13 protein-coding genes are annotated in these 13,737 nt (G+C 66.1%); 9 read left to right on the top strand and 4 right to left on the bottom strand.

Features of this window, described 5'->3' with window-relative positions:
• From hemB to ACFDR6_RS25170, 3 genes are all read left to right on the top strand, one after another.
• A complete protein-coding gene (gene hemB, locus ACFDR6_RS25180) occupies window positions 1-1,062 on the top strand; it encodes a porphobilinogen synthase (protein ID WP_375859891.1) in 1,062 nt (353 codons plus the stop codon).
• Between the two features lie 213 nt (window positions 1,063-1,275).
• Window positions 1,276-1,818: an RDD family protein gene (locus tag ACFDR6_RS25175; RefSeq protein WP_375859890.1), complete on the top strand. Its 543-nt coding sequence runs from the start codon at window positions 1,276-1,278 to the stop codon at window positions 1,816-1,818.
• Between the two features lie 119 nt (window positions 1,819-1,937).
• Window positions 1,938-2,714 (top strand): arginyltransferase, encoded by a 777-nt coding sequence (locus tag ACFDR6_RS25170; protein WP_212089701.1) that lies wholly within the window; start codon window positions 1,938-1,940, stop codon window positions 2,712-2,714.
• A 63-nt stretch (window positions 2,715-2,777) separates the two neighbouring features.
• On the opposite strand, the gene ACFDR6_RS25165 is transcribed toward ACFDR6_RS25170, so the two are convergent.
• Window positions 2,778-4,130, bottom strand: coding sequence for an Nramp family divalent metal transporter (locus ACFDR6_RS25165; protein WP_375859889.1), 1,353 nt, complete (start codon window positions 4,128-4,130; stop codon window positions 2,778-2,780).
• Between the two features lie 169 nt (window positions 4,131-4,299).
• Between ACFDR6_RS25165 and ACFDR6_RS25160 the strand changes: the two genes are divergently transcribed.
• Window positions 4,300-5,544, top strand: a complete 1,245-nt coding sequence (locus ACFDR6_RS25160; protein ID WP_375859888.1) for an MFS transporter — start codon at window positions 4,300-4,302, stop codon at window positions 5,542-5,544.
• Between the two features lie 26 nt (window positions 5,545-5,570).
• On the opposite strand, the gene ACFDR6_RS25155 is transcribed toward ACFDR6_RS25160, so the two are convergent.
• Window positions 5,571-6,830: an adenylate/guanylate cyclase domain-containing protein gene (locus ACFDR6_RS25155; RefSeq protein ID WP_212089695.1), complete on the bottom strand. Its 1,260-nt coding sequence runs from the start codon at window positions 6,828-6,830 to the stop codon at window positions 5,571-5,573.
• A gap of 165 nt (window positions 6,831-6,995) precedes the next feature.
• Between ACFDR6_RS25155 and ACFDR6_RS25150 the strand changes: the two genes are divergently transcribed.
• Window positions 6,996-8,153: an MFS transporter gene (locus ACFDR6_RS25150; RefSeq protein ID WP_212089693.1), complete on the top strand. Its 1,158-nt coding sequence runs from the start codon at window positions 6,996-6,998 to the stop codon at window positions 8,151-8,153.
• Window positions 8,154-8,184: 31 nt separating this feature from the next.
• Window positions 8,185-8,376 carry a hypothetical protein gene (locus ACFDR6_RS25145; protein ID WP_375859887.1) on the top strand — a complete coding sequence of 64 codons (192 nt, stop codon included), beginning with the start codon at window positions 8,185-8,187 and terminating at the stop codon, window positions 8,374-8,376.
• A 57-nt stretch (window positions 8,377-8,433) separates the two neighbouring features.
• Here ACFDR6_RS25145 and dmeF read toward each other — a convergent pair whose 3' ends face one another.
• Window positions 8,434-9,411 (bottom strand): CDF family Co(II)/Ni(II) efflux transporter DmeF, encoded by a 978-nt coding sequence (dmeF, locus tag ACFDR6_RS25140; RefSeq protein ID WP_375859886.1) that lies wholly within the window; start codon window positions 9,409-9,411, stop codon window positions 8,434-8,436.
• Window positions 9,412-9,606: 195 nt separating this feature from the next.
• On the opposite strand from dmeF, the gene ACFDR6_RS25135 reads away from it, so the two are divergent.
• Window positions 9,607-10,425: a chromate resistance protein ChrB domain-containing protein gene (locus ACFDR6_RS25135; protein WP_375859885.1), complete on the top strand. Its 819-nt coding sequence runs from the start codon at window positions 9,607-9,609 to the stop codon at window positions 10,423-10,425.
• Window positions 10,425-11,810 carry a chromate efflux transporter gene (chrA, locus tag ACFDR6_RS25130; RefSeq protein ID WP_375859884.1) on the top strand — a complete coding sequence of 462 codons (1,386 nt, stop codon included), beginning with the start codon at window positions 10,425-10,427 and terminating at the stop codon, window positions 11,808-11,810. Before ACFDR6_RS25135 ends, chrA begins: the two co-directional genes overlap by 1 nt.
• A 58-nt stretch (window positions 11,811-11,868) precedes the next feature.
• Here chrA and ACFDR6_RS25125 read toward each other — a convergent pair whose 3' ends face one another.
• Window positions 11,869-12,762 (bottom strand): AraC family transcriptional regulator, encoded by an 894-nt coding sequence (locus ACFDR6_RS25125; RefSeq protein ID WP_375859883.1) that lies wholly within the window; start codon window positions 12,760-12,762, stop codon window positions 11,869-11,871.
• A gap of 214 nt (window positions 12,763-12,976) precedes the next feature.
• On the opposite strand from ACFDR6_RS25125, the gene ACFDR6_RS25120 reads away from it, so the two are divergent.
• Window positions 12,977-13,732: an SDR family NAD(P)-dependent oxidoreductase gene (locus tag ACFDR6_RS25120; protein WP_375859882.1), complete on the top strand. Its 756-nt coding sequence runs from the start codon at window positions 12,977-12,979 to the stop codon at window positions 13,730-13,732.
• Window positions 13,733-13,737: the final 5 nt, after the last annotated feature.

Below are 13,737 nucleotides of genomic sequence, written 5' to 3'. Positions count from 1 at the left end.
ATGGCGATCAAATACGGACGGCCGATCGAATTGCGCGAGGTTTCGCGCCGGGAGGGAGCGGCGGTGCCCCATGCCCTCGATCTGACCGTCCGTCCGCGCCGCAACCGCAAGGCCGAATGGGCCCGGCGCATGGTGCGGGAGAACGTGCTCACCACCGATGACCTGATCTGGCCGCTATTCCTGATCGACGGCACCAACAAGCGCGAGCAGGTCGCCTCGATGCCCGGCGTCGACCGTCTCAGTGTCGATCAGGCGGTGCGCGAGGCCGAGCGCGCCATGAAGCTCACCATCCCCTGCCTCGCGCTGTTTCCCTACACCGACCCGTCCTTGCGCGACGAGGAAGGTTCGGAAGCCACCAACCCGAACAATCTGGTCTGCCAGGCGGTGCGCGCGATCAAGAAGGAGTTTCCTGAAATTGGCATTCTCTGCGACGTCGCGCTCGATCCCTTCACCAGTCATGGCCACGACGGTCTGATCTGCGACGGCAAGATCTTGAACGACGAGACGGTGGCCGTTCTGGTCCGTCAGGCGCTGGTGCAGGCCGAGGCCGGCTGCGACATCATCGCGCCGTCCGACATGATGGACGGCCGCGTCGCCGCGATCCGCGAAGGGCTGGACCGCGCCGGCCAGCCCGACGTGCAGATCATGGCCTATGCCGCCAAATATGCCTCCGCCTTCTATGGCCCGTTCCGCGATGCGATCGGCTCGGCCAAGACGCTCACCGGTGACAAGCGGACCTATCAGATGGACAGCGCCAACACCGATGAAGCCCTGCGCGAGGTCGAGCTCGACATCGCCGAAGGCGCAGACATGGTGATGGTGAAGCCCGGCATGCCCTATCTCGATGTGGTCCGCCGCGTGAAGGACACCTTCGCGATGCCGACCTTCGCCTACCAGGTCTCCGGCGAATACGCGATGATCGCGGCCGCCGCCAATAACGGCTGGCTCGACGGCGAGCGCGCCATGATGGAGAGCCTGCTCGCCTTCAAGCGTGCCGGCGCCGACGGCGTGCTGAGCTACTTTGCACCGAAGGCCGCGGAGAAGCTGCGCAGCCAAGAATAAGGTGCCGTAGGTTGGGCAAAGGCGCATTTGCGCCGTGCCCACGATTGGCCCCTGCCGGATGGTGGGCACGCTTCGCTTTGCCCACCCTGCTCGCTGTATCCCCGCCCCCGAATCGCCGGATTATTTCGGCTTGTTAATGTCCTGCGCCCTTGGCACGGGGATGGCCTGTTCCCATGTCCTGTCCTCGAGGGTTTCCCCTTGGGAGGACGGACCATGTCGTATGACTCGGGCAATTCAGGAGCCTGGCGCAATGACGGCGGCGCACAACCACACGCCTTCGACCCCGATCTGAATCCGGAGCTTTTCCGCGGCGTTGCGACGCGGCGGGTGTTCGCGTTCCTGATCGACATGGTCGTGATCTCGGTGCCGGTGATCCTCGGCTATATCTTCATCGCGTTGTTCGGCGTGGTCACGCTCGGCATCGGCTGGGCGCTGTTCTGGCTGGCCTGGCCGGCCTCCGTGATCTGGGCCATCGTCTACTATGGCGCCTCAATCGGCGGTCCCTCGTCGGCGACAGCCGGCATGCGCCTGATGGATCTGGAGTTGCGCACCTGGTACGGCGCGCCCGGCTATTTCGTGCTCGGCGCCACCCATGCCGTGTTGTTCTGGGTGACGGTCTCGTTCCTGACGCCCTTCGTCGTGCTGGTCGGACTGTTCAACGGCCGCCGGCGCCTGCTGCACGATTTCGTGCTGGGAACGGTCGTGATCAACAATTCGGTCCGCGCCCCGGCGCCGCAGGCCGCAAGGACCTGGTGAGCAAGGGCCTGTCAACCCGGACCTACTAAGCTGACTGATCTGATCTGCCGAGCAGGACAATTGACCGTGGGCTTCTGGAGCGCGATGCTGAACCACACTTCGGAGGCCCACGACGTCCCTTGACCCAGCACTCGCGCGACACCCCACAATTCTACCTGACGGCGCCCTCCCCCTGCCCGTATCTGCCGGGCCGGCATGAGCGCAAGGTGTTCACGCACCTCGTGGGTGAGCGCGCGGGCGATCTCAACGATCTCCTGACCCATGGCGGCTTCCGCCGCAGCCAGTCGATCGCCTACCGGCCGGCCTGCGATCAGTGCCGCGCCTGCGTCTCGGTCCGGGTCGTCGCCAACGAGTTCCGCCCCTCGCGCAACTTCCGCAAGGTGATGGCGCGCAACGCCGACATCATCGGCGAGCAGCGCAGCGCGGTGCCCACCTCCGAACAATATTCGGTGTTCCGCGCCTATCTCGACGCCCGCCACCGCCATGGCGGCATGGCCGACATGACCGTGCTCGACTACGCCATGATGGTGGAGGACAGCCATGTCGAGACCCGCATCATCGAGTACCGCAAGCGCGGCCCGGACAGCGGCATCACCGGCCGCGGCGAGGAACTGATCGCGGTGGCGCTGACCGACGTGCTCAGCGACGGCCTGTCGATGGTCTATTCGTTTTTCGAGCCCGGCCAGGTCAGCCGCTCGATGGGCACCTTCATGATCCTCGACCACATCGCCCGCGCGCGACGTCAGGGCCTGCCTTACGTCTATCTCGGCTACTGGATCGAGGGCTCGAAGAAGATGGACTACAAGGCCCGCTTCCTGCCGCAGCAACGCCTCGCGCCCTCAGGCTGGCTGCGCATCGACGCGCAGGGGGATTCGGCATCCGAGCCGCAGGACTAGGATGCGAATGGTGAGCGGCCGATAGCGAAGAGGAGAAACACTCCCTACCCGCTATTCGCCTCCTCACCCGAAGAACGTATCCACCAGCAGCTTCAGATTCAAAATCACGATCACGCCGGCGACGATCCATGCGATTGCGGCGACGTAGGTGGGAATCGCGAACTTCCCCATCTTGCGGCGGTCGGAGACGAAGCGCACCAGGGGGATGACCGCGAAAGGAAGCTGCATCGACAGCACGACCAGGCTGAACACCAGCAGATCGGCCGTGCCGCGCTCGCCATAGATCGCGGTGACGATGATCACGGGGACGATGGCGATGCCGCGCGTCAGGAGGCGACGCGCCCAGCTCGGCAGGCGCAAATCGAGAAAGCCTTCCATCACGATCTGGCCGGCGAGCGTCGCCGTCACCGTGGAATTGAGGCCCGAGGCGAGCAGCGCCACCGCGAACAAGGTCGAGGCAATGCCGAGGCCGAGCAGCGGCGACAGCAACTCGAACGCCTGCTCAATCCCGGCAACGTCGGAATGGCCGCTCTTGTGGAAGGTCGCGGCAGCGACGACGAGGATCGCGGCGTTGATGAACAGCGCCAGCATCAGGGCGATGGTCGAGTCCGTCGTCGCCCATTTGATCGCCTCGCGGCGGCCGGTGTCGTTGCGTTCATAGGCGCGCGTCTGCACGATCGAGGAGTGCAAATAGAGATTATGCGGCATCACGGTCGCGCCGATGATCCCGATCGCGATGTAGAGCATTTCGGGGTTGGTGAAGATCTCGCTCTTCGGCACGAAGCCGCGCAGAACCTCGGCCACCGGCGGCGCCGCGGCTACGATCTGGACCGCGAAGCACACCGCGATCACCACGAGCAATGCGATGACGAAGGCTTCGAGGAAGCGGAAGCCGCGATTCATCAGGATCAGCAGCAGGAACGCGTCGAGCGCGGCGAGCAGCGCGCCACCGATCAGGGGAATGCCGAACAGCAGCTTCAGTGCGATCGCGGTGCCGATGACCTCGGCGAGATCGCAGGCGATGATCGCCGCCTCGCAGGCGAGCCAGAGCAGGAAGTTCACTGTCGGTGAATAGGTGGCGCGGCAGGCCTGCGCGAGGTCGCGGTCGGTGACGATGCCGAGCCGTGCAGCCAGCGACTGCAGCAGGATCGCCATCAAATTCGAGAGCAGGATGACCGCAAGCAGCGTGTAGCCGAACTTCGATCCGCCCGCGAGGTCGGTCGCCCAATTGCCGGGGTCCATGTAGCCGACCGAGACGAGATAGCCCGGACCGACGAAGGCCAGCAGCCGTCGCGACCAGTGGCCGGCGGCCGGGATCGCGACTGTGGAATTGACCTCGGCGAGGCTCTTGGTGGTGGGTGCGTCAGCGCGCCAGCCGGCGGCTTCGGGACTCAGGTGGGGTGATCGGGCATCCATGGGGCCAGAATACCCAACTTCGTTCTTATTGCAACTCATTTGCAACTGCATCTGGCGGCATCGGCGCTCCCGTCCTCGCCGCTGTTCGCCGCCCTATCGGAAAGCGGGTGGGCTTGGCGGACCTCGGAGCCGGATACTGGCGCCAACCCGACCTTGCAGGACGTGAGCCATGTCAAACCCGCCCCGTCTCCCCGACACTTTTGGCCGTCTCGCCTGGTCGAACCTCGCGGCGCAGTCGGCCGAGCAGATCGCATTAGCCGCGGCCCCCATCGTCGCCGTGCTGACGCTCGGGGTGGCGGAAGGGCAAACCGGCCTGTTGCAGACCGCGCTGACCCTGCCCTTCGTTCTGTTCGCGATCCCGGCCGGCCTGCTCGCCGACCGCGTCTCGCGCCGCTCGCTGATGGCGGGGGCGGAAGCGATGCGCGCGGCGGCGCTCGCTGCCATCGTGCTGCTGCTCGCGCTCGGCGCGCTCAATCTGCCGCTGCTGGCGCTGCTCGGCTTCGCGGCGGTTTGCGGCACCGTCGTCTACAGCGTGGCCGCGCCGGCGCTGGTGCCCTCCCTGGTGAGTTCGGAGCAGTTGCCGGCAGCGAATGCGCGGATCGAGCTTGCGCGCACCGTCGCCTTCGCCAGCGGGCCTGCGCTCGGTGGCGCGCTGGTCGGCTGGTGGGGCGCGAGCCCGGCCTTCGGCTTTGCCGCGGCGCTCTCGGCGATCGCGGTGGTGCTGCTATCAGGCATCTACGAGCCTGCCCGCGCGCCCTCGCCGCGCCGTCATCCGTTCCAGGACATCCGCGAAGGCGCGGCCTTCGTGTTTCACCATCCGCTGCTGCGGCCGGTGTTCGTCACCCAGTTCATCTTCAACACCGGCTGGTTCCTGCAGATCGCCGTGTTCGTGCCCTACGCCGTGCGCCACCTCGGCCTGACCGCCGCCGGCGTCGGCACCGTGCTGACGATGTACGGCGTCGGCATGGTGATCGGCGCGCTGCTCGCGACGCGCGTGATGCAACGCGTCGCCTTCGGCACCGTGGTCGGCCTCGGTCCCGTCACCGGCTTCGTCGCCGCCTTGGTGATGGCGCTGACGGTGCTGGTCCCCTCGCCCTGGCTCGCGGCCCTGAGCTTCTTCCTGCTCGGCGTCGGACCGATCCTGTGGGTGATCTCGACCACGACACTGCGTCAGTCGGTGACGCCGCCGCGCCTTCTGGGCCGCGTCTCCGCCATCAACATCATGAGCTACGGCGCCCGTCCGCTCGGTTCAGCGCTGGGCGCGGTCGTCGGCGGGCTGTGGAGCGCGGAAGCATGCCTCTATCTCGCCGCCGCCGTGTTCGGCGTGCAGGCGCTGGTGATCTGGCTGTCGCCGGCCGTGGCACTGGACCGGCAGCCGGACATGGTGGGTGATGAAGCAGCGGTAAGGTGCTAGCCGCGTCGCGCATGCCGGGCCGCCCACTAACTCGCCAGGTACCGCTCGTAGCTTCCCGTCACCGGCTCACTGGCATCGACGTCCGGATCGAGCGTGTAGAGATCCTGCGCGCGGCCGATGCCGCGTAGCGCGTAGCGGCCGGTGGAGACCAGATAGCGGCGCCCGGCAGCATCCAGGCCCTTGTAAAATTCCGACGAGGCCAGCAGTTCGCGGTCGACCGAACGGCTCATCGAGGCGATGCGGCTGACCTCGTTGACGGTTGGGCCGACCACGGTGAAATCGAGCCGGTCCTCGCTGCCGATATTGCCGTAGAAGACCTCGCCGACATGCAGGCCGATATAGGCTGACGTGGTGGGACGGCCATCGGCCTCCCGCCGCTTGTTGAGCGCCGCGACGTTCTTGCGGAACAGATGCTCGGCCCGAAGCGCCGCGCGCCGCGCCGCCGCCATGTCCTCGCCCCAAAACATCGCGAGCACGCCGTCGCCGATCAGCTTCAGCACGTCGCCGCCGGCTTCGTGGATCGGATCGATCACGGCCTGCGCGTAATCGTTGAGGAATGGAATGATCTCGTCGGGGCCGATGCTCTCGCTGATCCCGGTCGAGCCGCGCAGGTCCGAATACCAGAGCACGGCGTTGATGCGCTCGGTGACACCGCGCGAAATCCGCCCGCGCAGGACCTGCTCCGACGCGTCGCGGCCGAGATAGACGCGGCCGAGCGTGCGGGCGATGTCGACCTGCTGCGCCGATTTGATCGCGAGCCCCAGCACCGGCACCAGATCCCGCAGCGCTTCCAACTCGCCGTCGGTGAAGCCGCTGTCGCGGCGCGTGGTCCAGCAGGAATAGAGACAGTCCATCAGGCCGAGCGCGCCGTTCTCACCGAAGCGATGCACGAAGGCGAGATAATGCTTGTGGCCCTTCTCGGCGAGCTCGCCGATCTGCGAGAAATCCATCGACGGCGCATCCGCGAGATCGATCACCATCTCGTCGTCGCCATTCTCGAGCATGTGGAAGAATACCGAACGGCGCCAGCTCTTGGCGGCGTCGCCGTCGGCAGTCGAGCCGTATTCGAACGCGTCGCTCTCGTTGCTGGGACGGTCGCTCCAGCGGAAGCCGCGACCCTCATAGATCGGATGCAGCGTGTCGATCACGACCAGCCCGCGCGACAGGTCGAGCCCTTCGGCGCGGCAGCGCTCGCAGAAGCCGCGAAGCAGTTCGTTTTCGGGCAGGCCCGTGAGCCCCTGGCCGGTGAGCCAGTTCATCAGCGCAAGGCGGGAGGTCAATTGCATGCGCCATTATGGCGTGCATTCGTGACGAGCGGAAGGCCACGCACGAACCTGGTGCATCCGAGGCTCCCGCCCACAGCAGGTCGATCATGCCGCAGCCGCTGTTGACGCGCTGTCATACCGGCTGCAAATGGAACCGATGACAGTGCCGACCACGAAGCCAGGACTATGAACCAGCGGCAGCTTCCGATCATCCTGGCGCTCGGCACCACGCAGACGCTGGCCTGGGCTTCGAGCTATTATCTGCCGGCGCTGATCGCCGATCCCATGGCGCGCGACCTCGGCGTCTCCTCCAACTGGATCTTTGGCGCGTTCTCGGCCTCGCTGGTGATCTCGGCGATGCTCGGCCCGCGCATCGGGCGGCAGATCGATCTCGTCGGCGGCAGGCAGGTGCTGTCGGCGTCGAACCTGACGATTGCCGCCGGCCTCGCGCTGCTTGGCTTCGCGCACTCCGTTCCGGTGATGGTATTCGCCTGGCTCGTGCTCGGCATCGGCATGGCCATGGGACTCTACGACGCCGCCTTTGCCGCGCTGGGGCGCATCTACGGCACCGAGGCACGCAGGCCCATCACCGGCATCACGCTGATGGCGGGCTTTGCCTCCACGGTCGGCTGGCCGCTCACCGCCTGGGGCCTCGCCCATATCGGCTGGCGCGAGACCTGCTTTGCCTGGGCGGCCGCCAACCTCCTGATCGGCCTGCCGCTCAATCTCTTCATGCTGCCGGCGATCAAGGGCGCCAGGCAGGCGGCGGCCACGGCCGAGAAGCCGCATCTGCCGCTCGACCGCACCATGGTCCTGCTCGCCTTCATCTTCGCGGCGGTCTGGACCGTCACCGGCGCCATGGCCGCGCATTTCCCGCGCATCCTGGAAACGACGGGCGCGACGCCGGCCGAGGCGATCGCGGCCGGCGCATTGATCGGCCCGGCGCAAGTCGGCGCGCGCATGCTGGAGGCCGGCTTCCTCAGCCGCTTCCATCCGCTGTGGTCGACGCGCCTTGCCTGCCTCACTCACCCGATCGGCGCGGTGATCGTGGCGATCTTCGGCGGCGCCGCGGCGAGCGCCTTCGCGCTGTTCCACGGCTCGGGCAACGGCATCCTGACGATCGCGCGCGGCACGCTGCCGCTGTCGATCTTCGGCCCGAAGGATTTCGGCTACCGTCTCGGCATCATCGGCGCCCCGGCACGGATGGCACAGGCGGTGGCGCCGCTGGCCTTCGGCCTGCTGATCGACCTCATGGGCGCCAAGGTGCTGATCGTCTCCTCCGCCCTCAGCCTCTCGGCGCTGGCGGCGCTGTTCCTGATCCGCACCAAGCCGCGGCCGGATTGACCGCCCAACCGCTTTCGCGCACAAGCGGGCCATGAGCGAAGAACCCGGCCCGCCCCATACATTCAAAAGCCTGCTGCGCTGGGCGACCACGCCGCCGCAGGCCTGGGGCGTCTATCTGCTCGCCCTCCTGCTGGTATGGCTGGTGTCGTTCTATGCCGGCACGCTGAAGCCGAAGAAGACACTGGAGCCGAGCCCGCCCGCGGCGACGGCGCCGAAAAGTTGATCCGCGCTCGCATATAGAACTCGGGCGCTGCCGCGAAGCGTCCGCGATAGCCGCGCGTCAATGCGGGCAGGTCTCGACCTCGACCGTGACGTGGCTCAGCCCCTTCAGTCCGGCGAGCCGCCGCTTGTAGACGGCCGGCTGCTTCGGCTGGTCCGACACCACCGAGAGCAGCACGGCACAATGGCCGGGGCCGACCTGCCACAGATGCAGGTCGGTGACGCGGTCGTCGCCGACCTCCATGCGCGCGCGGATCACCCGCTCCAGCTTTTCGTCGGCGCGCGCATCGAGCAGCACCGCGCCCGACGACTTGACGAGGCCGAACGCCCAAGCCGCGATCACCGCGCTGCCGATCAGGCCGACGGCGGGATCCGCCCACACCCAGCCCGAAACCATGGCGACGGCCAGCGCTGCGATCGCCAGCACCGAGGTCGCCGCATCCGTCATGACATGGACGTAGGCCGCGCGAAGATTGTTGTCGTGGTGATGGTGGTGATGACCATGGCGATCGTGATCGTGATCGCCGTGGTCGTCATGCGCATGGCTGTGGCCATGCTCATGGCCGTGATGGTGATGATCGTGGTTGTCGCGCAGCAGCCACGCACTGGCGAGATTGACGCACAACCCGAGGGCGGCCACCGCCATCGCCTCGCCATAGACGATCGGCACCGGATTGATCAGCCGCAGCACGCTCTCATAGGCGATCTCGACCGCGATCAGGCCCAGGATGATCGCGCTGGCGAAGGCGGCGAGATCGCCGAACTTGCCGGTGCCGAAGGTGAAATGCGCATTCCCCAGATGCCGGCGCGCGAAGCGGTAGGCGAAGGCGGCGATCCCGAGCGCGGCTGCATGCGTGCCCATGTGCCAGCCGTCGGCCAGCAGCGCCATCGACCCGAACAGCGAGCCGGCCACGATCTCGCCGACCATCATGACCAGCGTCAGGACCACCACGAGCCAGGTGCGCCGCTCGTTCGCGTCATGCTTCTCGCCGAGAAAAGCGTGGTCGTGGGTCCATTGTTCGATGGAATGGGAATGCATCGAATTCTCCGAGAGTTCAGGTCTGTCGTCCCGTAGCATAGAGCGCGGGCGCTACTTTTCTAAGGTCCGATCGTCCCCGCCGATTGACAGTGCTTCTTAGTTTCGCTGTAATCTGCCCATGGGGATTTGAGCGATCTCCCCACGAGGCGACATGCCCAAGTATCGCGTCCCGTCTGATTTATGCGAGGACGCATCATGCCTACGTTCACGACCATATCATCCGATAAATTGGCGCGCCTGATCGGCACGGCCAACGCGCCTGTCCTGATCGATGTCCGCACCGAGGAGGATTTTGCCGCCGACCGGCGGCTGATTCCCGGCTCGATCAAGCTCAGCCACGAGACCGTCGCCGAATGGGGCGGCGAATTTGCCGGCCGCTCGGCCATCGTTTCATGCTTCCGCGGGGAGAAGCTCGCGCAGGGCACCGCGGCCTGGCTGCGTCAGCTCGGCGTGCAGGCCGAAACGCTGGAAGGCGGCTTCGAGGGCTGGAAGGCGGCCAAGCTGCCGCTGGTCGACGCCCGCAAGCTGCCGCCGCGCGATGCCAAGGGACGCACGGTCTGGGTGACGCGGGCGCGGCCGAAGGTCGACCGCATCGCCTGCCCCTGGCTGATCCGCCGTTTCGTCGATCCGGGCGCGGTGTTCCTCTATGTGGCGCCGTCCGAGGTGGTCGCCGTCGGCGAGCGCTTCAACGCCGCCCCGTTCGACATCGAGAACGTGTTCTGGAGCCATCGCGGCGAGCTCTGCACCTTCGACGTCATGATCGAGGAGTTCGGCATCGCCACCCCCGCCCTGCTCCGGCTGGCGACGCTGGTGCGCGGCGCCGACACCGCGCGGCCGGATCTGGCGCCGGAGGCGCCCGGCCTGCTCGCGGCCTCGCTCGGACTGTCGCGGATGTATGACGACGACCTCGAACAGCTCGAGGCCGGCATGTTGCTCTACGATGCCTTCTACCGCTGGTGCCGCGACGCCACGGCCGAGACCCACAATTGGCCGACCAACAAGGTGAAGGGGTAATGGATATCCGTAACGTTCAAGCAGGAGCTGACGCCGGTCACGGCGTCAGCTTCGGCGAAGCCTTCCGCGTCTGGCTTCGCGTCGCGTGCTTGAGTTTCGGCGGGCCCGCCGGCCAGATCGCGGTGATGCACCGCATCCTGGTCGAGGAGAAGAAGTGGATCTCCGAAGGCCGTTTCCTGCATGCCCTGAACTATTGCATGCTGCTGCCGGGACCGGAGGCGCAGCAGCTCGCGACCTATGTCGGCTGGCTGATGCATCGCACCGCCGGCGGGCTGATGGCGGGCGGGTTGTTCATCCTGCCCGGCATCATCGCCATCATGGGCCTCAGCTACATCTACGCCGCGTTCGGCAATGTCAGCTTCGTCGAGGCGCTGTTCTTCGGCCTCAAGGCCGCAGTGCTCGCCATCGTCGTCGAGGCCGTGGTGCGCGTCGGCAAGCGCGCGCTGAAGAACCGCATCATGATCGGACTCGCAGCCGCGGCGTTCGTCGCGATCTTCTTCTTCGCGGTCCCCTTCCCGATCATCATCATCGCCGCCGGCTTGATCGGATATATCGGCGCGCGGCAAGGCCGCCCCGAATTCGCCCCAGCCGGTCACGGCGATGGCGGCGGCGGCGCCGCGATCGACAGCATGCTCGGCGAGGCCATGCCCGACCACGTCAAACCCGACACCGCGCGCGCAATCCGTGTCGGGGCGCTGTGGCTGGCGCTCTGGCTGGTGCCGGTGGCCGTGTTGCTGCTCGCTCTTGGGCAAGGCAACGTCTTCAGCCAGATCGCGCTGTTCTTCTCGAAGATGGCGCTGGTCACGTTCGGCGGCGCCTATGCCGTGCTGGCCTATGTCGCCCAGCAGGCGGTCGAGCACTATCACTGGCTGAAGCCGCACGAGATGCTTGATGGCCTCGGCATGGCCGAGACCACGCCGGGCCCCTTGATCATGGTGCTGCAGTTCGTGGGCTTCATGGCGGCCTATCGCGATCCGGGCGGGCTGTCGCCGATGCTCGCGGCGACGCTCGGCGGCCTGCTCGCGACCTGGGTCACCTTCACGCCCTGCTTCCTCTGGATCTTCGTCGGCGCGCCCTACATCGAGCGCCTGCGCGGCAATGCAGGCCTCACCGGCGCATTGAGCGCCATCACCGCGGCCGTCGTCGGCGTGATCCTCAACCTCTCGATCTGGTTCGCCCTGCACACGCTGTTCCGCGAGACGGTGCCGGTGCATGCATTTCCGCTGAACTTCGACATGCCGGTGCTGACCAGCGTGGACATCCCCGCGCTCCTGCTCTCGATCGCGGCGGCGACTGCGATCTTCCGGTACAAGCTGGGGATGCTGACGGTGCTGGCGGGAAGCTGCGCGGCGGGTGTGGCGCTGAGGCTGGTGGGCATCATTTGAAGGAACGCGCCGCTACGCTGTCCGTCCTGAATGTCCTGGGCCGGTCGATGGCTTGGCCTCAGGCTGCGGTGTCCAATTGCCCGAGCGCAGCCTTGATGTCCTTGGCGGGGGGCAGCCCGAACATGCGCCCATATTCTCTCGTGAATTGCGGGACGCTCTCGTAACCCACTTCGAAGGCCGTGCTGCTCACGTCCAGGCCATCCGACAGCATCCTCCTGCGCGCCTCGATGAGCCGCAGCTGCTTCTGAAATTGCAAGGGACTGAGTGATGTAATCGCGCGGAAGTGCTGGTGGAACGAGGAAGGACTCATGGCAGCCGCTTCCGCCAGGCGTTCGACGCGCAGCGGCTTTTGGTATTCGGATCGAATGATCGCGACGGCACGCGCGATCCGTTGCGCATGGCTGTCGGCCACCCCCAGCGCCCTTATCGCTGCGCCGTGTCGCCCCGCCAGCAGCCAGTAGTGGATTTCGCGAACGAACTGAGATCCCAGAACCGGCAAAGAAGACGGGCGCTCGAGCAGCCGCATCAATCGAAGCGCGGCATCGGCAACCTCCGAATCGGTCGGATCGACTCGTACGGGAGTGCCTTTCTGTTCCGGAGCCAGGTTCATCTCCACGATCAGGCTCGCGATCATCGCCGGGTCGAGTTCAACGACCAGAGAAACATAGGGAACTTGCGCGCTGGCCCGGGTGATCTGGCTGACCGTCGGCACGTCCGCCGAGATCAGGAGCGACTGTCCCGCGCCGAAATCGAAGGTGTGCGATCCCATCATCACGCGCTTACGGCCCTGCAGGACAAGCGCAACGAGCGGCCGGTTGATCGCGTGCTGGAGCTGGCCCCGCGTCGCAGCCCGTACGGCCGTAAGCCCGGGGATCGGCGTCTTGGCGGCGCCGTGTTGGTCCGAATGCAAATCCGCGTAGTGGCGAACAACTTCGAGCAAGGTCGTCGTCATTCCGCGAATTTATATCAACCGCGGGCTCCGGCAACCGGGCATGACTCGACTGCTCCAACTTTCCGCATTGTGAATTGAACGACCGATGTCCTGCCGGCCGACCTGGGCGGCGCGGGGCGGCCATTTGGAGGAATAGGCAAAAACGTTCAAGGATCCGGCAATTGGAATGTTGCGGTGTGTGCCACCTTCACGGCGTCAACGAAGGAGACATGACATGGCTAAAATCGCAATCGTCACCGGCGCGAGCCGCGGACTTGGCCGCAACATGGCCGTCAACATCGCGCGCAGAGGCAGTGACGTCATCATCACATACAGGAGCCGTGCGGATCTCGCGGAGAGCGTCGTTTCCGAGATCAAGGCGCTCGGACGCCGGGCCGTGGCCTTTCAGCTGGACGGCGCCGACGTCGCCAGATTCCCAATCTTCGCGCAAACACTGGGTCAGACGCTGAAGGAAACATTTGGTCGCGAGAACTTCGACCACCTCGTGCACAATGCCGGCGACGGCCTCTACGCCACGATCGGCGAGACCACCGAGGCTCAGTTCGATCAGCAGATGAACCTGCATGTCAAAGGCGTCTTCTTCCTCACGCAGGCGCTTTTGTCGTTGATGGCAGACGGTGGCTCGATCGTGACCATCGGCAGTGGCCTGACACGGGTCACCTATCCGGGCTTCGCCGTCTACACCATGGCGAAAGCTGCCGCCGACATGATGGCGGTCTGCATGGCCAGGGAGCTTGGCCCGCGTGGAATCCGCGTCAACAGCGTTGCGCCGGGAGCCATCGAAACCGACTTCGGCGGTGGCCTGGTGCGCGACAATCCGGACGTGAACAAGCAATTCGCCGCCATGACAGCGCTGGGCCGCGTTGGCGTCCCCGATGATATCGGCCCGATGGTCGCGAGCCTGTTGAGTGAGGACAATCGCTGGGTCACGGGACAACGGATCGAAGTATCGGGCGGTCAGACGATCTGAGCGTC

Origin of the sequence: Bradyrhizobium tunisiense, from assembly GCF_042263385.1 — a bacterium.
GTDB lineage: Bacteria > Pseudomonadota > Alphaproteobacteria > Rhizobiales > Xanthobacteraceae > Bradyrhizobium > Bradyrhizobium tunisiense.
The sequence above is the reverse complement of the archived record's forward strand: the minus strand, read 5'-3'. Positions and strand labels throughout refer to the sequence as shown.